Source organism: Cohnella silvisoli (genome assembly GCF_021190915.1).
GTDB classification, from domain to species: domain Bacteria; phylum Bacillota; class Bacilli; order Paenibacillales; family Paenibacillaceae; genus Cohnella; species Cohnella silvisoli.
The window spans coordinates 55,694-75,978 of sequence record NZ_JAIOAP010000025.1; the positions used below are offsets into that span (position 1 = coordinate 55,694).

The 20,285-nt window shown below is 50.9% G+C and carries 14 protein-coding genes; all 14 read left to right on the forward strand.

Translation table 11 applies throughout. The features are described from left to right. The first annotated feature begins 1,066 nt into the window (after positions 1 to 1,066). The 14 genes from K7P76_RS30955 to K7P76_RS31020 all read left to right on the forward strand — a co-directional run bounded on the left by K7P76_RS30955 (position 1,067) and on the right by K7P76_RS31020 (position 20,236). Entirely contained in the window at positions 1,067 to 2,557 is a 1,491-nt protein-coding gene (locus K7P76_RS30955) for an extracellular solute-binding protein (RefSeq protein ID WP_232189970.1), read from the forward strand. After that, positions 2,557 to 3,249 (forward strand): ABC transporter ATP-binding protein, encoded by a 693-nt coding sequence (locus K7P76_RS30960; protein ID WP_232189971.1) that lies wholly within the window; start codon positions 2,557 to 2,559, stop codon positions 3,247 to 3,249. The genes K7P76_RS30955 and K7P76_RS30960 overlap by 1 nt, the downstream gene beginning before the upstream one ends. After that, positions 3,206 to 4,261 (forward strand): efflux RND transporter periplasmic adaptor subunit, encoded by a 1,056-nt coding sequence (locus K7P76_RS30965; protein WP_232189972.1) that lies wholly within the window; start codon positions 3,206 to 3,208, stop codon positions 4,259 to 4,261. The genes K7P76_RS30960 and K7P76_RS30965 overlap by 44 nt, the downstream gene beginning before the upstream one ends. Beyond that, the gene (locus K7P76_RS30970; RefSeq protein WP_232189973.1) at positions 4,261 to 7,050 is read left to right on the forward strand and encodes an ABC transporter permease; all 2,790 of its coding nucleotides are present in this window, start codon (positions 4,261 to 4,263) and stop codon (positions 7,048 to 7,050) included. The genes K7P76_RS30965 and K7P76_RS30970 overlap by 1 nt, the downstream gene beginning before the upstream one ends. Positions 7,051 to 7,077: 27 nt before the next feature. Beyond that, positions 7,078 to 8,034, forward strand: a complete 957-nt coding sequence (locus tag K7P76_RS30975; protein WP_232189974.1) for an ABC transporter ATP-binding protein — start codon at positions 7,078 to 7,080, stop codon at positions 8,032 to 8,034. After that, positions 8,006 to 8,485: an RNA polymerase sigma factor gene (locus tag K7P76_RS30980; RefSeq protein ID WP_232189975.1), complete on the forward strand. Its 480-nt coding sequence runs from the start codon at positions 8,006 to 8,008 to the stop codon at positions 8,483 to 8,485. Before K7P76_RS30975 ends, K7P76_RS30980 begins: the two co-directional genes overlap by 29 nt. Before the next feature lie 317 nt (positions 8,486 to 8,802). Next, complete coding sequence (locus K7P76_RS30985) at positions 8,803 to 10,590, forward strand: sensor histidine kinase (protein ID WP_232189976.1); 1,788 nt, start codon at positions 8,803 to 8,805, stop codon at positions 10,588 to 10,590. Next, positions 10,583 to 12,169 (forward strand): response regulator transcription factor, encoded by a 1,587-nt coding sequence (locus tag K7P76_RS30990; protein ID WP_232189977.1) that lies wholly within the window; start codon positions 10,583 to 10,585, stop codon positions 12,167 to 12,169. Before K7P76_RS30985 ends, K7P76_RS30990 begins: the two co-directional genes overlap by 8 nt. A gap of 125 nt (positions 12,170 to 12,294) precedes the next feature. After that, the gene (locus K7P76_RS30995; protein ID WP_232189978.1) at positions 12,295 to 13,644 is read left to right on the forward strand and encodes an ABC transporter substrate-binding protein; all 1,350 of its coding nucleotides are present in this window, start codon (positions 12,295 to 12,297) and stop codon (positions 13,642 to 13,644) included. A gap of 70 nt (positions 13,645 to 13,714) precedes the next feature. Further along, positions 13,715 to 14,593 (forward strand): carbohydrate ABC transporter permease, encoded by an 879-nt coding sequence (locus K7P76_RS31000; RefSeq protein ID WP_232189979.1) that lies wholly within the window; start codon positions 13,715 to 13,717, stop codon positions 14,591 to 14,593. After that, complete coding sequence (locus tag K7P76_RS31005) at positions 14,593 to 15,411, forward strand: carbohydrate ABC transporter permease (RefSeq protein ID WP_232189980.1); 819 nt, start codon at positions 14,593 to 14,595, stop codon at positions 15,409 to 15,411. The genes K7P76_RS31000 and K7P76_RS31005 overlap by 1 nt, the downstream gene beginning before the upstream one ends. 103 nt (positions 15,412 to 15,514) lie before the next feature. Continuing rightward, positions 15,515 to 17,578 (forward strand): glutaminase family protein, encoded by a 2,064-nt coding sequence (locus K7P76_RS31010; RefSeq protein ID WP_232189981.1) that lies wholly within the window; start codon positions 15,515 to 15,517, stop codon positions 17,576 to 17,578. 24 nt (positions 17,579 to 17,602) lie between these two features. After that, entirely contained in the window at positions 17,603 to 18,766 is a 1,164-nt protein-coding gene (locus K7P76_RS31015) for an SGNH/GDSL hydrolase family protein (RefSeq protein WP_232189982.1), read from the forward strand. A gap of 231 nt (positions 18,767 to 18,997) precedes the next feature. Beyond that, the gene (locus tag K7P76_RS31020) at positions 18,998 to 20,236 is read left to right on the forward strand and encodes a GntR family transcriptional regulator (RefSeq protein WP_232189983.1); all 1,239 of its coding nucleotides are present in this window, start codon (positions 18,998 to 19,000) and stop codon (positions 20,234 to 20,236) included. The last annotated feature ends 49 nt before the right edge of the window (positions 20,237 to 20,285 follow it).

The window sequence follows — 20,285 nt, forward strand, 5'->3', positions numbered from 1 at the left end:
ACCTCTCGACGAGACGGAGGTTTTTTAATCCGCACCCGAGTTAATCGGATTTTTCGAGTAATTCTCTGCCGCAGCCCCTTGCCACACCCGAGTTAATCGGATTTTTCGAGTAATTCTCTGCCGCAGCCCCTTGCCGCACCCGAGTTAATCGGATTTTTCGAGTAATTCCCTGCCGTCGCCCCTTGCCACACCCGAGTTAATCGGATTTTTCGAGTAATTCCCTGCTGCAGCCTCTTGCCACACCTAAGTTAATCGGATTTTTCGAGTAATTCCCTGCTGCCGCCCCTTGCCGCACCGAGTTAATCGGATTTTTCGAGTAATTCTCTGCCGCAGCCCCTTATCGCACCCGAGTTAACAGGATTTTCCGAGTAATTCCCTGCCACAGCCCCTTGCCGCACCCGAGTTAACAGGATTTTTCGAGTAATTCCCTGCTGCAGCCCCTTGCCACACCTGAGTTAATCGGATTTTTCGAGTAATTCCCTGCCGCCGCCCCTTACCGCACCCGAGTTAATCGGATTTTTCGAGTAATTCCCTGCCGCAGCCCCTTGCCGCACCGAGTTAATCGGATTTTTCGAGTAATTCCCTGCCGCAGCCCCTCACCCGAGTTAATCGGTTTTTTCGAGTAATTCCCTGCCGAAGCCCCTTGCCACACCTGAGTTAATCGGATTTTTCGAGTAATTCCCAGCCGTCGCCCCTTGCCGCCCCCGAGTTAATCGGATTTTTCGAGTAATTCCCTGCTGCAGCCCCTTACCGCACCCGAGTTAATCGGATTTTTCGAGTAATTCTCTGCCGTAGCCCCTTGCCACACCCGAGTTAATCGGATTTTTCGAGTAATTCCCTGCCGCAGCCCCTTACCGCACCGAGTTAATCGGATTTTTCGAGTAATTCTCTGCCGCAGCCCGCTACCGCACCCGAGTTAATCGGATTTTTCGAGTAATTCCCTGCTGCAGCTTTTTTTATTCTCTTTTCAGTATCTCTTAAGCTAACGTTCAGCTTCTCTAACCGATTTCTAAGAATCCGCAACCATACTTGGCAATGTATCAATTAAAAGTAGAGGGTGATAGAAGTGTTAAACAAATTGGGGAAGAAATCGGGTTTGCTGATATGGGCGCTCGCATTGGCGGTTGCGTTGTCGGCCTGTACGTCGTCGGGCGGCAAAGATAAGTCGGGATTAAACAGTTTAGACAGGGAGGATAAGGGATCGTTAAAGGTTGCCTATTTTAACGAAGAGGCCTTTTACATGCAGTATGGCAACGCTTTTCAGGCGATGTTTCCCAATATTCAATTGGAAGTTATCTCGACGGAATCCGTATTCAATGCGGAGGTCCCGGTGGCTGAGATGGAGAAGCTTGTCAAGGAGCAGCAGCCGGACGCATTGTACTTGACGGAAGAACAATATGCGGAACTGGCCGGCAAAGGCTTGCTATACGATCTGGATGCCGTCGTTAAACAGGACGAGTTCGATCTGGATAGCTTTCATCCTTCCGTCATCGAACTGCTCAAAGCGCGCGGGGCAGGCAAGCTGTACGGCCTCAGCCCGAGTTTCTCTACTCAGGCGCTCTATTATAACAAAGACATGTTCGATAAATATGGCATTCCTTACCCTACGGACGGGATGAGTTGGGAAGAAGTCATGCAGTTGGCGGCGAGATTCCCCGTGAAGAAAGACGGAGACGACGCGTTGCTCGGTTTGTCTCAGTCCACCCAGACGACGAATCCGTTTGATCTCATACGTGCGATCGGCGAGGCGAAAGGGCTGACGTATGCGGATGCGGATGCCGGGACGGTATCGATCGAGTCGCCGGAGTGGAAGTCGATCTTCCAATCGGTTATCGACGGGTATAAGTCAGGCAGCATCTCGATGCCGTCGGATAGCGGAGGCGGCGCGGGCGGAGGCGTGATGCGCAGTATGGGCGGCAAAATGGCGATCACTTTCGGCCCGGATTCAATGAAATTCATGTCTGGTAAGGCGGCGATGACGATTGACGGCTCAATGCTCATGAACATGTTGGGAATGGAAAAGAAAATGGGTTCAGCGGGTGCCATAAGTTCCGAGAAAAGTACATCAAGCTCCTCCGCAGGCGGAAAACCGATGAAAAGTCCGTTCAAAAATATCAATTGGGATGTCGTGACCGTTCCCGTAGATCCGTCCCAACCTGACGTCACAGGCAGCATGAGCCTGAACAGCGTGTTCTCGATCAACGCTTCGTCGGAAAACTTGTCCGCGGCATGGGAGTTTCTGAAATATGTCAACGGAGAGCAACTGGCGAAAACAAGCACGAAGTCGTCTCCTGAGCTATCGGCTAGAACCGCATTCAAAAATGACGCGGACGGGAAAAACATCGACGCCTTCTACAAGCTTAAAGCGAATTCGCAAACGTTGCTCCAAACGTTGCCGGAAGGCTTTGCGGATGACTTCTCGAAGCTTGCTGGCGAACGAATCAAGCAGGTCGTTACAGGGTCGACAACGCTAGACGAAGCTCTTAAGCAAATCCAGACGAAAGGACAGCTTTTGTTGACGGAAGCGAGCGCGAAAGCGAAGGCGGGGCAGGAATAATGACGGTTGCAAAGGAGGAGCCGCTCCTCGAGGTTCGAAGTATTCGCAAAAGCTTCCGGTCGGGCAATCGGCAAGTCGACGTGCTCAAAGGCATCGAAATGTCGGTGGCGGCCGGCCGGCTTACGATGCTCCGAGGACGATCGGGCTCGGGTAAGACGACGCTGCTTAATCTGCTGGGCGGGCTAGATCGCCCCTCGGACGGTGAAGTGTTGTTTCGGGGACGTCCTCTTCATCAGTGGAGCGACAAACGGCTGACCGTCGTGAGGCGGAAGGAAATCGGGTTTATTTTCCAATCGTTCGCGCTCCTTCCGCTGCTTACGGCTTGGGAGAACGTCGAACTGAGCTTGCGCATGGCGGGCGTCCCCCGAACGGAATGGAAGGAACGAGTCGCACGCTGCTTGGAACTAGTGGGTTTGACGAAACGGGCGAATCATCGTCCGTCCGAGTTGTCCGGAGGGGAGCAACAGCGGGTAGCGATCGCTAAGTCGATCGCCCACCGACCGCTGCTGCTTCTGGCGGACGAGCCAACGGCCGAGCTTGATACGCTCATGGCGGCGCGGATTATCGCGGTATTCCGCGATATCGTGGAAGCGGAAGGAATCGCGATCTGCATGACCACGCATGATTCTACTTTATGGGGGGCGGCGGATGTTGTCTATCAAATGGTCGATGGCCGAATCGTTCCGGAATAGAGGAAAGGGCCCAACCAGGCTGCTTATCGCGGCGGTATGCCTGTCGCTATTGGCGGGCTGCTCTCTATTGCCTCAGGAAGAAGACTTGGAGAAGCCGCCGACGATTAGAGCTCCGAAAATTTCGCAGAAGCCGGAATACCCGGTTAAGCGCGGAACTTTAGAGGTTATGGTGAGCGGATCCGGGAAGTTGATGTCGGAGAAAGAGGAGAATCTGTTCTTTACCGAAGACAATCGCCGAATTGTCGACGTTCTCGTGAAAGCCGGAGACAAAGTGAAGAAGGGCCAAGTGTTGGCCGAGCTCGATACGGGCGATACCGAGAACCAGATTCTCCGCAAGGAAATCGAGGTGGAGAAAGCCGAGCTCGATCTGAAAGACGCGATGCGAGACGTTTCGGAGGATCGTGAGATTCTACTCCGTAAGCAGCAGCTCGACTATAAGCTGTTGAAGGAAGATCTAGCGGAATTGCGAGCCAAGTTGCAAGGCTCGAAGCTTCTCGCTCCTTATGCTGGAACGATCGTAAGCTTCACGGCGGAGGTAGGCGATATCTCGAAAGCCTATGATAAAATCGGTCAGATCGCCGATATGGATTCGCTCGTCGTCGCCGTTCAGATCGGTTCGAGCGACTTGGAGAATATCGCTCCGGGCATGGATGCCTTGGTTAGCATTAACACGGCGGGGGATCTTGCGGGAACGGTAAGAAGGCTCCCGGTCGACACGACCCAGACAGAGGATGATTCGCTCGATTCGTATACGCTGATCGACGTGAAGAAGCTGCCTGCCAAAGTGCAGCACGGGACCCCTCTGTCCGCATCCGTCATCGTCGAGAAGCGGGAGAACGTACTCTCTATTCCCGTCGCGGCGCTTCGGAAGCAGAACAGCCGCAACTACGTTCTCGTATCGAATGCCGACGGCAGCAAGGGCGAAGTAGACGTTGAAGTCGGCGTGCAAACGACGACGGACGTAGAAATCATCAAAGGGCTCCAGGAAGGCCAGAAGGTCGTGGGGAAATAATGCGGATCATCGTCTATCTTCTCTTGAAAATGTGGCAAAACCGCTGGTTTACGCTTAGCACTTTGCTCGGGCTGACAGTAGCGGCAGCGTTCGCGATGAGCATTCCGATGTATGCCGACGGTACGCTTAAACGGCTAGTGGCTAAGTCGCTTCAAGAGGAGACGAAAGGTCTTCCCGCGGCATCCCTTTATATGAAATATCAGTCGGCGGGGGGTGAGGAAACGGATTTGGAAGGGCTTGCGGAGACGGAGCGTTGGGTGAGCGAGGAGCTTCCCGGACGCATCGGTTTCCCGGTTGACGCTTTCTCAAGCCGTATGAATCTGTCGCCATCCACCGTACGTCCAACGCAAGCAAGCGCCGGCGGCTCTAATCGGTTAGCCCGCATGGAGCTGGCGGTTCAGAGCGGTATATCCGAACGGATCGACATTACGGCAGGGAAAATGCCCCGGGACGGCATTCAAAACGGAGTCGTCGAAGCTATTGTGCTGAACGAGACGCTGAGCCGTTACGGGTGGAAGATCGGCGATGTCTTTTACTACGATTCGAAAAATACGGATGGGAAATCGAAGCGGCTGACCGTGCGTATTACCGGAGCTTTCAAGCTGAAAGACGAATCGGATTTGAGCTGGGCGGTTGACGGCAAAGAAAAATTAGCCGCCACTTTGCTCGTTAGCCGCACGACGATGACTGACGCTTTACTTAAGACTAACCGTCTCGTACTGGATTCAGCCGGTTGGTTCTATGCATTCGATCTGAAGGACATTCGGATCAGCGATCTGTCGCCTCTCATCGGCGAATTGCAGCGGCTGGAGATCAATTTGAACCAGAAGCTCGAGAACACGAAAGTTAACTTGACGTTCATCGACATGCTGCACGAATTCAATCGGCAGAGCCTCTTGCTGCAGGCGATGCTGTTCGCGCTTGCTGCCCCGGTGCTGGCAATGGTTTTGTATTTCATTACGCTCAATGCCAAGCAATCTCTTGACCGACAGAGAGGTGACATCTCCGTGCTCCACAGCCGGGGAGCCAGTCCTCGGCAAATCACGGCGCTGTATGCGATCGAAGCCGCGTTGCTCGGAGGCGCGGCCTTGCTGATCGGCCTTACTTTGGCCTGGTTCATGGCGAAGACGATCGGTTCTTCCAGCGGATTCCTCTCCTTCGTCGGCCGCAAGTCGATCCCGGTCGGGTGGAACAGTGCCGCCTGGTTGTTCGGCGCCATTGCGACCGTGTGCGCCGTAGTCGCCACCACGGCGCCGATCCGTACCTATGCTGCTGCCTCAATTGTCGAGCATACGCAGCAGCGGGCTCGCCATGACAGGCCGCCGATCTGGCAGCGGCTTTACTTGGATGTTGCGTTGCTGGCGGCAGCGGCCGCCGGATGGTACATGCTGGATAACGACTTGATCGCCTCTATCAGCCAAGGCGGAAGCACGGAACAGATTCAACCGGTTATTTTCGTCATCCCGGCGCTGTTCGTATTCGCCGCGGGATTGCTATGTCTGCGATTGTTCCCGCTGCTGCTTCGTTCCTGGAACGCGCTGACGAAAAACCGCATGCCGGTCACGATGTATCTCACCTTGACGCAGCTGCAGCGTTCTGCCGTCACTTTTTATCCTCTCATGATCTTGCTGATTCTTACGATCGGGCTTGGGGTTTACAATGCATCAGCTGCCCGAACGATGGATGTGAATGCTTCGGACCGCACGAAATATCAGTATGGAAGCGATGTCGTGCTGAAGGCGGCGTGGGAGGGCGTTCAAGACGAGGACGACGAGAACAAAATCTATTATAATGAACCGTCCTTCGGGGCTTACTCGAAATTGGATGGGGTACAATCGGCCACTCGAGTGTTGAAGGCGACCGGCAAAGTCGAGATCAGCGGCAAGTCGGCAGGCACCGGGCAGGTCATCGGTATAGACAATGTCGATTTTGCCAAGACGGCGTGGTTTCGCGAGGATTTGTATCCGATACATCCCAATTACTACCTCGATGCGCTTGGCACAACCGAGCAAGCGGTGCTCATATCAGACGAATTCGCCAAACGTTACGGGCTGAAGGAAGGCGATCCGCTGCGGATGACGATCGGATACGATAACGAGCCGGTAGATTTGGTCGTCGTTGGCATCGTACCGTATTGGCCCAGCCTGTATCCGGATGAAGCGCCTTTCTTCGTGGTTAATCTGGATTATCTGAATCAGCAGATCGGGAAAATTCCCTATGAAGTTTGGTTAAACATGGAAGACGGCGCAAAGCTCGCGCCGGTGCTCGATACATTGGCGGAGCGCGACATTGCTATCACCCAAGCGGAGGATGCTCGCGGGAAACTTGCCGAAATGCGCAATCAACCTACGCAAGGCGGGGTCTTCGGCATTCTGAGCCTCGGATTTCTCATCTCGCTGCTCGTCTCGCTGCTCGGATATTTGATTTTCTGGTTTTTCACCCTGTCTCGTCGAGTAGCCCAGCTCGGTATCTTGAGAGCAATGGGGCTCTCGCGCGGACAACTGACCGGCATGCTTCTGCTTGAGCAGCTGTTCACGACCGGCTTGTCGGTCGTCGCGGGAATCGGGCTAGGCACGATCGCGAGCCGCCTGTTCCTGCCGTTCCTGCAGGGCGGAAGCATCGAAGGGACGCGGCAAGTACCGCCGTTCCGGATTGTGTTCGAGGCGGAGGATACGCTCAAGCTGTACATCGCTACAGGTATTATGCTCGCGTCCGGTGCGTGCCTGCTTGTCCTGCAGCTGAGGCGTCTGCGCATCTCGCAAGCCGTTAAGCTAGGTGAAGAACGATAAGAAAAAGGTGGAGAAGGAGGCCCTGCGATGATCCATTGCGAAGGTCTGGTGAAAATTTTCAAAACCGACGACATTGAGGTCGTTGCGCTTCAGGGGCTGAATATGACGGTCGAGCCGGGCGAGATGATGGCTATAATCGGCAACAGCGGCAGCGGCAAATCTACCTTGCTCAACATTCTCGGCGGGCTCGATAGGCCATCCGCGGGTCAGGCGGTCGTAGGGCAGTGGAATTTGCTAAAAATGTCCATGGAGCAGTTAATCGAATATAAACGCAAAACCGTCGGGTTTATCTGGCAAAATATTGGGCGAAATCTGGTGCCTTACCTCACCGCCCTCCAAAACGTCGAACTGCCGATGCTCATTCAGGGGAAGGCGGACCGCGCGTACGCTAAGCAGTTGCTTGCCGCGGTCGGGCTGGAGCATCGAATGGGCAGCCGCCTAACGCAGCTGAGCGGCGGCGAACAACAGAGAGTCGCCATCGCGATCGCGCTCTCCAACCGTCCGCCCCTTGTTCTCGCCGATGAGCCGACGGGTTCGGTAGACAGTGCCACTGGAGAGCAGATTCTCGATATTTTCCGACGACTTAACCGGGATATGGGAGTGACGATCGTTATCGTCACCCATGATCTCTCCGTAGCGGATAAAGTAGACCGCGTAGTCGCCATTCGAGACGGGTTGACCAGTACGGAGTGGGTCAAGCGGGAGGCGAACGCTTCCGATTCGGATAGCGCCGATGAAGCTTCTGCAGAAGTTTCAACAGGCTCCGGCTTCGGTGCGCAGCATGAAGAATTCGTCGTGATCGACCGTGTCGGCCGCCTGCAAATTCCTAAAGCGTACTTGGATGCGATGAACGTAGACGGCAAAGCGGTGCTCGAATTCGACGGCAAGAAAGTAATAATCGGTCCGCCGGATCGTACATCTGATCCGTCTGTCCAGATCGGAGGTGAACGGACGAATGGAACGAGTCGCAGCCAATCTGAATGATCTGTATACGGCTCACTCCGTCAATCTGAGCCGATTCATGCTCAGGCTGACCCGTAATCAAGAAGAAGCGAATGATCTCGTTCAGGATACTTTCCTGAAGCTTTGCCAACAGGATAACCTGCCCGAGCATCCGAAAGAGTGGCTGTCTCTAACCGGTTATCGTCTCTTCGTCGATCAATGGCGCCGCAAACAACGAATTTCCGGGCTGCCGCTTCATTATCTAGCCGTGTCAAATCCAGACACACCGGAACAAGCCGTCCTCGATATGGAATTCGATAGATTCGTTCGTCGACTGCTCTTGCGGTTCAAGCCTCGGATGCGCACCGCGTTGTACTTGCGTATTTACAAGCAAACCAGCTACGGAGAAATCGCCCAACTGCTCGACTGCTCCGAGAATACCGTCAAATCATTCGTCCGGCGCGGCAAATCGCAATTATCCAAGTGGCTGTAAATAATCCATTACTATCGCATACGCAGGGGCTGTCTCTCAGGTCATTAAGACCTTACGGGACAGCCCCTGTTCGTACGGTTTAGTATGTTTGTACTAGAGTCCTTACCAATAAATTGAACATGATCAGAACAAAAAATTAAATTGTTCCGTTAAACGAGGATGATAGAATTTAATACATCGAATATCCGATCGTTGCCGAATGCCGTATCTCGGCGTCCATTCCATGGAATGCTTACTGTACGGGGACTTAATAGCGATGTAAAGTAGGATTTAAAGAGCCAACGCTTAGCGGGCGCAGGGGTTGGAGGATTTATCGGATGAAATGGATATTCATGAACCGGAGCATCAGTGCCAAGATCGTATGGAGCAGCGTGCTGATCTCCTTGATTCCCCTTCTGGTCCTTTCTTACTTGTTCTACCGGTCGAGTACGAACTCCTTGGAGAGTACGATGTTTCGCAGCTCCGATCAGAACGCCGGATATTTATCGAACTACTTGGATCAATATTTCCGCAATATTTCGACGTCGGCATTGCAGGTATACGGGTTTAACCGAATCACTAACCTGATGGAGCACGGCAGGAATTACAATGACTCCGACATTATTTACATCAAGGAATCGTTGGATAATTATTTCCGGCTAGTGGTGAACAAGAACAAGGATATTATCAAAATCATGGTGTACGGCAAAGACGACACATTAAGAGACTCTTGGTCTAGGGCAGCAAGCTACGATTCGATCCGGCTGGAGCAGGGCATCCCGAATTACAAGGAGATGCTCAATTTGCCGTTTCAGAATTCCCTGATGTTTATTTACTCCGATAAGTCATTAGGCCAGGATTTTTTCGTATATGCCCTCACGATCTACGATCCTTTCTACAAAACGAAATACGGAACATTGGTGTTCTATATTCAGAAAAAACAATTAGACAAGACGATGGAAGCGAACAACAAGTCGCCGAACGTCATTGTGCTGCAGAACGGTAAAGGCGAATCGTTCTATCGAACGAACGATTCTTACGATAGCGTGGTGAAGAAGTTTATACGTCCTGAGGCATGGGCCAACAACAATCCGCGGGACGTTCAATTTACGCGGAGCAAGGATTTATTCATCGGTACCTCCTATCTGGACAATTCGAATATCGGGCTCACGCTCGTGTATCCGAATCCGGAATTAGCGCAAAATCGCAAAAACACGCTGCTTATCTCGATCGGGGCGCTTGTTCTCGTCATGCTCACGATTTTCCTCTTCTCCCTGCTGGCGCAACGGTTCATTACTAAGCCCATCCAATTGCTCAGGAAGGCGATGAAAGCCGTTCGCAATGGCAATTTTCACGTTACCTTAAAGCCTTACCGTTATCGGGACGACCTCTCGGAGCTGACGAGGAATTTCAATTTCATGACGGACAAGATCCGAGAGCTGATCGAATTGGAGTACCAGATGGAGCTCAGGAACAAAGAAGCGCAAATTCTTGCCTTGCAAATGCAAATTAACCCCCACTTTCTGTATAACACCCTTCAGACGATAGGCGGTAAAGCGATACTGATCGGAGACTACGAAATTCATGAAATGTGCCGCGCGCTGGGGGATATGTTCCGCTATAGCTTCTACGAAGGCAACATGGAGTCTACGATCGGGCAGGAATTGGCTCACGTGAACAACTACTTATACATTCAACAGTTCCGCTTCGAGGAATCGCTGCAGATCGAGTTCGAAGTTCAGGAAGAGCTTATGGATCACTCGATCATACGTTTCGTTTTGCAGCCTATAATCGAGAACGTGATCGTTCATGCTTTGGGCAAACAAGAGCACTATAAGGTTCGCATAAGCATTAACGCCGCAAGGGAAGAGGAGCGCGTCATAATCACGGTAAGGGATAACGGCGCTGGAATGGAGGCGGGCAAACTTGCCGCCGTCAGGGCGAATTTGGAGCATAAATCACTGGAAGTGTTCTCGGGAGTATCGATCGGGCTCAAGAATGTCCACGAAAGGGTCAGGCTCGTATACGGACCGTCCCATGGTCTTGAAATTGACAGCGAGCCGGGCATCGGCACGGCGATCAAGGTTATCATTCCCTACAAGAGAGGAGGGTCGACCCATGTATAAAGTGATGGTAGTGGACGATGAAACGTGGGGTAGGAAATCCGTCAGCAAGATGATCAACGAGTTGGCCTTGGACGTCGAAGTGATCGCGGAGGCGAAGCACGGCCAAGAGGCGTTGGAGTTGATCCGAATCAATAAGCCGCATATCGTCGTGACCGATATGAACATGCCGGTTATGAACGGAGAGCGGTTTCTAGAAAGCCTATTTAAGCTGCATGGAGATATCAGGGTTATCGTGATCAGCGGATACTCCCAGTTCGAATATATGAGAGCCGCCTTGACTTACCAGGCTAGCGAATACGTGTTAAAACCGATTTCCATTCCGGATTTAAGAAACGCGATGATTAAGGCGATCGATGCCATTCGCGACTATTCGAGTCTGCAGCAGCAGAAGAAATTCACGAAGGACATCCTGAAGCTGAAGAGGGAAGAGTTTCTGCAGCACGTGACCGGCAAAAGGATAACGAATATATCCGATATTCGCAATCAAGCGGCGGAGCTTCGGATTTCCCATGCGACAGACCGTTACCGGCTTGCTGTATGCATGTTCCGTCAATTCCACGCGATCTCCAAGACGAAATTTCACGGGAATGCGGATTTGTTCATGTTCAGCGTCGAGAATATTTTGTACGAAGTGATGCAAGATGAAGTCCCGCTCGTCTACAAATCCGATGACAGGTTGAGCATCTGCATGATCCTCCCCGACTCTTCCTACGATGTCGGGCGTATATGCCAATTGGCGGCGAATTTCCATAATGCCGTTAAACAGATGTTGGGTACGGATGTCGTTGTCGGCTTGAGTCCGATCACTGCAAACCTCGACAAGTTGCCGGAAGCCTATCGCGCGGCGAACGAAGAGCTGTGGAAAAACCGGCTGGACGTGTCTGGACTGTCCGTCTCCACTGACGAGTTTTCCGAACCGGAATCGGCAACGGGAATATTGACTTCCTTCGATTTGAAGGCTTTAAGCCATGCATTGGCATCGAGTAACGTTAAGGATTGCCGTAAGCTGTTATCGGAGTTTGTCCACAAGATAAGCAAGCGGCCTGCAACAACTATTCGCGACGTACACAGGGAGCTTGCCAAGATTACGGAACTTGCTTCTATGGAGGTGAAAGGCTTGATTACGTCTTTTCCTTCCTTGTTCGATGTCCGCTTCATAACGGGAATACTGGATTTCAAGCAACTTCAGGCATTCGTGGATCAATTGACGGGAGCCTTAGAAGCCCAACAACTGACCTCCGAAGTATCGGATTCTGCCTATACCATTCATCAGATTGTCTCCTACCTGGACGCCAATTACTTCGAGGACGTGAGCCTAATCGACGTTGCGACCCGCTTCCATATGGACCCCAGCTATTTGAGCAAGTTGTTCAAGTCGGTGACGGACGAGAACTTCATCGAATACGTCACGCGCAAGAGAATGGAACAAGCATGCGAGTTGCTTCGGACCTCCGATCGGAAAATCAACGAGATATCCGAGCTTGTCGGTTATGAGAACCAGCGCTATTTCAGCCAGGTGTTCAAGAAATTCACCGATCAAACCCCGTCCGAGTACAGAGAGAACCGGTTGGGCAAATAATGGCACAAAATATTGAACATCGGCAGCACAATTTATTTTATTACGAATCCTCTCGGTGAAAAGTAAGCTTAATAAGAACGAAGGACATTCGTTCACACTTCATAAACACGAAGAGGGGAAACAAAATGAAAAAAAGCATGGTTCTCGGCTTATGCGCGATGCTGTTGACTATATTGTTGGCGGCTTGCGGCAGCAAGAACGAACCGCAAGCCTCCACCGCGGGCTCGTCCGAGCCTGCGGCCAGCAGTCCGGCGGAGAGCACGCCAGCGCCGACCGAGTCGGCGGCAGAAGAGAAACCGGTTACGATTTCGTTCATGCACTTCAAGAGCGACGTTACGGATGGAGTACAGAAGATCGTTGACCAGTTCGAGGCCGCGAACCCGAATATTAAGGTAGACGTACAGCCTGTTAAATATGACGACTATTATACGCTTCTTAAAACGAAAATGGCCGGCGGCGATGTCGTGGATGTATTCACGCTTAATGCCGGAGCGCAAACCAAGCTGTTCGTGGACGGCGGTTATGTCGAGGATTTAACCGGCATGCCGTTCATGGAGAATTTCGATCCGAACGTCTTGAAGGCACAGGCAACGGACGGCAAAAATTACGTGATGCCGGTAAACGCGACTCCGATCGCGGTGTTCTATAACAAGAAAATATTCACCGACTTAGGCCTTGAAATTCCAAGAACTTTCGACGCGATGATTGCGGCAGGGAAGAAGATCAAAGAAGCGGGCAAAACGCCTTTCGCCTTAGGCTGGAAGGACGGATGGACGCTCGGTATGTGGGCGGGCCGCGATTTGCCTAGCAACACAGCGCTTGTCGCGAATCAACCGGATTTTTTCGAGAAGATAGAGACGGGCGCGGCGAAATTCGCCGATAACCCAGCGATCAAAACGACGATTCAACATGCTAAACAGCTTTTTGATCTGGGCAACAAAGACCAATTGGGCGTGGATTATAACGGAATCGTCGATCTGTTCGCCAAAGGCGACGTAGGCATGATGTACATGGGCACTTGGCCGCTCGCGGACATCCAGAAGAAAAATCCGGATCTATACAACACCGGAATCGGCTACTTCCCTTATCCGTTCAGCAACGATGAGAGCTTAAATAAATTGGAGTTTAATCCTGATGCGTCTCTGGCGGTAGGCAGAAATTCGAAGAACAAGGAAGCGGCCCTGAAATTTTTGGCCTTCATGGCGAGCAAAGAAGGCGGAGATTCATGGGTTAAGAACATTAACTCCCTGAGTTACGTAAAAGGCGCATCCGCCGACATCGCTCCGGCCGTTAACGAGCTTCAACCTTATTTTGACAAAGGCCTTGTATACGATTCGCAAATTTACATGGCGAAAACTTCGATAGACTGGGGCTCCCAGTTCATTCAGAACGTGCAGAAGCTGTTCTTCGGCAAAGCGACGGAGGACGAAGTCATCAAGGCGATGGACGATTGGGTCGAGAAAAACCATAAATAATCAGACATGACATGATCATAAAGGCATAGGCAGCGCCTATGCCTTTATCCCATCGGGAAGGAAATAACTTATGGCACATATAATGCGAATCATCCGAGGCGAGATGTGGTACGTCCTCTTTTTAATACCGGGATTAGGATTGTTTACGTTAGCTGTTCTCGTTCCGTTAGTCACGGGTGCCCGTTATTCGTTCACGAATTGGGACGGGGTGTCCAAGTCGCTCCATTACATTGGCTGGGGTAATTACGTGAGGGCTTTCGCGGATAACGATCTATGGGGCGCCCTGGTGAACACGTTCAAATATGCGCTAATTATTACCTTCCTGGTTAACGTCATTTCGCTGATGCTTGCGCTGCTTTTGGACTCCTATTTGAAATTCAAAAAAACGTTCCGGACGATCTTCTTCCTGCCCGGCGTTATTTCGATCGTCTTATCCGGTTTTATATGGAAGTATAACTATGCGATAGGGTTTCCGAGCCTATTCAGCCTGTTTGGTATCGATATCAGCAGCCCGCTGGGAGATCCCAATTATGCTTTGTTCGGGCTCATTATCGTCGCTGTCTGGCAAGGAGTCGGAGCTCCGATGATTATTTATATCGCCGGATTGCAGGGGCTCCCGAGCGAGCTCGTCGAGAGCGCCAAGATGGACGGCGCGAATACGAGGCAATCGTTTTTCCACATCACGCTCCCCTTGATCGCTCCCGCCATCACGATTAACATGCTGCTGGTGCTGACGGGCTCGCTTAAAGTATTCGATCTCGTCTACGTGACGACGTTCGGAGGTCCCGCCTTTGCCACCGAAGTCATTACGACCTTCATATTCAGAAATTCGTTCAACAACTTCCAAGCCGGCTACGGCACGGCGCTCTCCATGATCTTCTTCCTGATCTTGGTTCTCGTTACCCTTATTCAAATTTCTATCTTCAGAAGACGGGAAGTGGAGCTCTAATGAACAAAACTCAAATCGCGACGTTTTCCATCGTATCGGCGGCGGCGCTTGTTTTTCTATTTCCTTTTTACGTTGCCGTACTCATGGCGTTTAAGTCGCCTAAACAAACGTTCGATTCCTTTTATGCCCTTCCATCCAGCATTAGCTTCGTCAACTTCTCTCAGGCGTGGAACGCTTCGAAATATCCTGCGGCGATCACGAACAGCTTCATTATTACGACGATCTCCGTCCTGTTTATCGTTCTTGTATCGGCTCTAGCGGGCTATTCGATCGCCAGAAGGAACAAACCCTTCTATAACTTCGTGTTTATCGTGTTTCTAGCGGGCTTGATGGTGCCGTTTCAAATTACGATGCTGCCTCTGTACAAGATGGGCAAGGAGCTCGATTTACTTAATTCGTATTGGGGTATCGCTTTGATATACGGCGGTTTCGGCGTTCAGATAGGCGTGCTGTTCTATGTGGGTTTTATCAAGGGGATTTCCAGAGAGATCGAGGAGGCGGCACGGATCGACGGCTGCTCGACTCCGGGTATATTTTTCCGGATCGTAATTCCGCTCTTAAAACCGGTTACCGCCACCGTGCTTGTCCTGAACGCGCTGTATATTTGGAACGATTTTCTGCTTCCGCTGCTTTATTTGCAAGACAAAAATTTCCGTACGATCCCGCTGCAGCAGTATTTCTTCTTCGGTCAATACAGCAGCGATTTGAATCTGGCGTTCGCCTATGCTGTGATGGGGATGATCCCGATCATCGCGTTCTTCTTGCTGATGCAGAAATCTATCATTAAAGGAATCGCTGCCGGGGCAATTAAAGGCTAACATTCATAAAAACTTTATTGACATATATACACAACAATCTCTATTATAATTTATGTATGTATATACGAAATATATAATGTATATAGGGAAAGGGTGTTGTTTCGTGACGGAGAGTACAATTCGACCGCCGGCTGTCCCGCTTGTTACGGTTGATCCCTATTTCAGCGTATGGTCTTCCGCCGATCGCCTGACGGATGATTTCACCCGCCATTGGACGGGGCAAAGGCAAGCGATGACGGGGTTGATTCGAATCGACGGGAGGACGTGGCGTTTTGCGGGGCGAGTAGAACCTAACGTCGAGAGATACTATACGGAGCCGCCAGCGATGGAGCAAACGAATTTGACCGTAACTCCGCTAAGCAGCGTCTACTCCTTCGAAGCTTCCGGCGTGGCGCTTGAAGTTCGCTTTAGCACTCCTTTGCTATTGGACGATTTGGATGTGTTATCGAGACCCGCTTCCTATGTTTCGTTCGTGGTTCGTTCGACAGATGGGAGATCTCATGATGTAAAGATTTATTACGACGTAACGGGAGAATGGTGCGTGGACCATCCGCGGCAAGCCGTCGTATGGGAACGGGGAGAGGCAGAAGGGCTGATCTGGCAGCGAATGAGCCATGAAAAGCAGTTATATTTAAATAGGTCGGGAGATGATCTGCGGATCGATTGGGGTCATTTCTATCTGTGCGCGAAGAGATCGGAGCATGTCGCATCCTATTTCGGTACGGCAGAAATTCGTAAATCGTTCGCGAGGAACGGAGAAATCGCACCCGAGGAAGCGCTGGCAATGCCGTTAGAGGTCGCTGGGGGCAAACCCGTAATGGCAGTTGTGTTCGAAGTGGGAACGTTGGGCGCGGACTCGGTAAACAATTTAGCAGTGCTCGCCTATGACGACGTTTATGCCGTTGAATATTTCGGTGATAAACTGTTGGCTTATTGGAAAAGAAACGGCAAGAGCGCTGAAGAGATGATCGCAGACGCATTTTCGGAATATGAAACCCTGACGGAGCGCTGCGCGGAATTCGATCGGCAATTGTTAGCCGACGCAGTGGAATCGGGCGGTGTCAAATACGCGGATATTCTCGCGCTCTCCTACCGCCAAGCCATCGCCGCCCACAAACTCGTATCCGATACGAACGGGGAGCTGCTGTTCTTATCCAAGGAATGTTACAGCAACGGCTGCATGGCAACCGTGGATGTCAGTTACCCTTCCATTCCTCTTTTCCTTCTGTACAATCCGGCTCTTGTGGAAGCGATGATGCGGCCGATCTTCAAGTATGCCGGAAGCGATGCTTGGCCCTTCGAGTTCGCCCCGCACGACATCGGCCAGTATCCGCTCGGCAATGGCCAGGTTTATAGCGATAACGCGAGGGAAGGTCAAATGCCCGTCGAAGAATGCGGCAATATGCTGATTATGGCCGCTGCCGTATGCTTGGCTGGAGACAAAGTAAAATTCTCTCAAGCAGATCTGGAGCTCCTGGAACAATGGGTTCGCTATTTGTTGGAATTCGGCCTGGATCCTGACAACCAATTGTGCACGGATGATTTTGCGGGCCACTTGGAAAGAAACGCGAACTTGTCGGTAAAAGCCATTATGGGCGTAGCGAGCTATTCCATTCTTATGGCGAATATGGACAATGTGGCGGAATCGTTGCGGTATCTGGACGCGGCAAAGGAAATGGCGAATCAATGGAAAATGATGGCCGACGATGGAGATCATACGAAGTTGGCATTCGGCCAAGACGGAACTTGGAGCTTGAAGTACAATCTCATTTGGGATTCGATATTCGGAACCGGGTTGTTCGGCGAAGAGACGTTGCGCAGGGAGGTGGCTTGGTATTTAGATCGCCGGAATGAATACGGCACTCCGCTGGATAGCAGGGAAACCTATACGAAAGCCGATTGGCTTATCTGGTCGGCCGCACTGGCAACCGACCGCGACGATTTCTTGAAGTTGGTAGAGCCGCTATGGAAAATGTTGAACGATACGCCCGACCGCGTAGCGTTCTCCGATTGGACGGATACGATTACCGCTCGTCAACTCAATTTCCAACATCGCAGCGTAGTGGGCGGATTTTACATCAAGCTGCTTAAAGACAAGGGAATAGTGCGGAGTATGACTTCTAAAAGCCTCTTTGCGATCCCAAGATCGCACTTATCCCAAAAATGAACATTAGGAAGGAAGATCTTTTCGATGAGCATTGCTGATAAAGGCACAAGTAAAGAAAGCTGGATTGCAAGCTGGTATGCTAGTCCGGAGCCGATATGGGGCGAAGAATTTCTATTTCCAACGAAACTTCCTGCTAAGCTGAAAAACCAGACGATTCGTCAGGTTGCGCGTATTAGTGTTGGCGGCCGCCGGGTACGGGTTGTGCTGTCCAACGAATTTGGCTCGGTGCCGCTGGTGATCGGCGATGCGCATGTTGCCCTGACAGGAGTCGGCTCTAAGATTGTCCATGGATCGGACAGAAAACTCGAGTTCAGCGGGAAAAGCACTATTGTGGTTCCCATTGGAGCTGCGATTATGAGCGATCCGGTCGAACTTTACGTCGATTCGCTCCAAAGCATTAGCGTTAGTATTTTTTTGCCTGAAGAGACGGTGCCTACTACATTTCACTGGGACGCTCGGCAGACGGCTTTTATAGCGAATGGGAATCATGTATCAGACACAGACTTCAATACGAATGCTACCACTGATGTAAGCATGTACTTAAAAAGCATATTAGTCGATGCACCGATGAATGCTGGAACCGTTGTGGCGATAGGAGACTCTATTACCGATGGAGCTCAAGCCACCGTCGATGCCAATACTCGTTGGCCGAACATCTTGGCTGATCGTCTAGTACAGCGCAACGTGTCTATTCTCAATGCAGGGATTTCGGGTGGGCGCTTACTCAGGAACGTAAAGGGAATTAATGCGTTGGCACGTTTCGACCGTGACGTATTGAACCAGCCGAATGTAAAGTCCGTGGTTGTGATTATTGGCACCAACGACATCGGTATGCCCGGCATGGCTTTCGCGCCTGCCGAAACCTTACCTACGGTTGATGAACTTATTGCGGGTTACCGCCAGCTTATCGCACGTGCTCATGTCCGCAATGTCCGAATCATTGGCGGAACGCTGCCGCCTTTCGAACTTTACTACACTGAGGCCAAAGAAAAAATGCGCCAGCAGGTAAACGATTGGATTCGGAGCGGTGAGTTCGATGGAGTATTCGACCTCGATGCCTTGTCGAGAGATCCGTATCGCCCTACAAGGTTTTTGTCAGCGTTTGACTCAGGTGATCACATTCATCCGGGGGACCTGGGAAACAAGATGATCGCCGATGCGATCGACCTAGATTTAATCTTAAATTAAGTTTGATATGGCGAATATGGATAAATTGGTAGAAGGGAGTAAGGAGATTTTGACCTTTAATGCCCCGTGCGGTTACCAGACTGCATGGGGCATTTGCTGTTTCTTGGTTTCCGTGTAATTGACTTAAAGCATCCATTAGCTATAATATACATAAATTAATTAATTGACATAAAGTATTCATTAGCTATAATAATATACATAAATAAACTGTGCTATTAGGGGTAGTGGATCATGAAAAAGGAACGTTTGCGATTACCTTTATATATTCAAATCCAAGAGTATTTCAAGAAATTGATCTCTTCCGGCGAACTTGCGGAGGACCAGAAAATTCCTCCCGAAAATGAGCTTATCAGCAAATTCAATGTCAGCCGAATAACCGTAGCGAACGCTCTGACCCAACTTGCGCAAGATGGATGGATTTATCGTATTCCGGGCAGGGGGAGTTTTGTGAGCAAGGAGCTTTCGTTCCCGGAGGCGCTGCGAGAATCGGTAGATATACCCGCTGATCCGGTCGAAATTCCGTCTGATGGAGAAGACATCACTCGTCAAACGGGGGATCCGTCAAGAGTCGTTTCCCAATCGTCTGGAAAACGGATGATTGCATTAATCATTCCGACGGTAGAAGATTTTTTCGCTCTTCGCCTTCTTCAAGGGATCAACAAAATTTTAAAGAATAGTAACTACTACTTGGCGGTTATTCTCACGAACCACTCCAAGGAAATGGAGAAGGAAGCGATTATCCAATTGCTGCAGAAGGACGTTGCCGGTCTGATCATCTTTCCGATCGATGCCGAGACCTATAATGAAGAAATTCTGTCTCTTAAGATCAATAATTTCCCTTTCGTGCTGATCGACCGGTTTTTACCTGGCGTAGACACGCACTTCGTTTCTTCGGACAATCGGCGTGGAGCCCAATTGGCTGTTTCTCATCTATGGGAGCTTGGACACCGAGAAATTGCCATATGCACGGATTCTCCCCTTAACACCGTCACGGTAGATGAGAGAATTGCCGGATATATGGATGCCCTAAAGCTACGTGAAGCAATGATCAATCCCGCTCTGATACTGACGGAATTTTCAGTCGACAACAAAGCGAGAGACGATAATCACGTGCTGCGTCGTTACATTAAAAACGGGTTGGCCACTGCATATATCACATTAAACGCGAAGTTGGCCTTATACATTGCGAGTATAGCCAAAAGCCTCGATCTCAACGTGCCAGGCGATCTATCAATCTTAACGTTCGATGATCCTTCATCGGGAATCGACGAACGAGGCAAGTTTACGCATATCGCGCAATCCGAGGAGGAAATTGGCAGTCGTGCGGCAACGATTCTTATTGACCTGCTGAATCAACCCGAGAATGCAAACGGCTACAAGAAAGTCATTCTCAAACCTGAGCTTGTTATTAGAGATTCTACTGGGGGGCTGGCAGCTTCGAAAACGACAAATATTACTAAAAATGAATGATATCGAATAATGGCGAGAGAACGATGCGGCTTCATACAATTGAATAAGG

Excerpts from the sequence above, each read along its gene's own strand:
- K7P76_RS30965 (WP_232189972.1), top strand. The coding sequence starts at position 3,206 with ATGTTGTCTATCAAATGGTCGATGGCCGAATCGTTCCGGAATAGAGGA.
- K7P76_RS31005 (WP_232189980.1), top strand. The coding sequence starts at position 14,593 with ATGAACAAAACTCAAATCGCGACGTTTTCCATCGTATCGGCGGCGGCG.
- K7P76_RS30980 (WP_232189975.1), top strand. The coding sequence starts at position 8,006 with ATGGAACGAGTCGCAGCCAATCTGAATGATCTGTATACGGCTCACTCC.
- K7P76_RS31015 (WP_232189982.1), top strand. The coding sequence starts at position 17,603 with ATGAGCATTGCTGATAAAGGCACAAGTAAAGAAAGCTGGATTGCAAGC.
- K7P76_RS30995 (WP_232189978.1), top strand. The coding sequence starts at position 12,295 with ATGAAAAAAAGCATGGTTCTCGGCTTATGCGCGATGCTGTTGACTATA.
- K7P76_RS30985 (WP_232189976.1), top strand. The coding sequence starts at position 8,803 with ATGAAATGGATATTCATGAACCGGAGCATCAGTGCCAAGATCGTATGG.
- K7P76_RS30990 (WP_232189977.1), top strand. The coding sequence starts at position 10,583 with ATGTATAAAGTGATGGTAGTGGACGATGAAACGTGGGGTAGGAAATCC.
- K7P76_RS30975 (WP_232189974.1), top strand. The coding sequence starts at position 7,078 with ATGATCCATTGCGAAGGTCTGGTGAAAATTTTCAAAACCGACGACATT.
- K7P76_RS30960 (WP_232189971.1), top strand. The coding sequence starts at position 2,557 with ATGACGGTTGCAAAGGAGGAGCCGCTCCTCGAGGTTCGAAGTATTCGC.
- K7P76_RS31020 (WP_232189983.1), top strand. The coding sequence starts at position 18,998 with ATGAAAAAGGAACGTTTGCGATTACCTTTATATATTCAAATCCAAGAG.
- K7P76_RS31000 (WP_232189979.1), top strand. The coding sequence starts at position 13,715 with ATGGCACATATAATGCGAATCATCCGAGGCGAGATGTGGTACGTCCTC.
- K7P76_RS30970 (WP_232189973.1), top strand. The coding sequence starts at position 4,261 with ATGCGGATCATCGTCTATCTTCTCTTGAAAATGTGGCAAAACCGCTGG.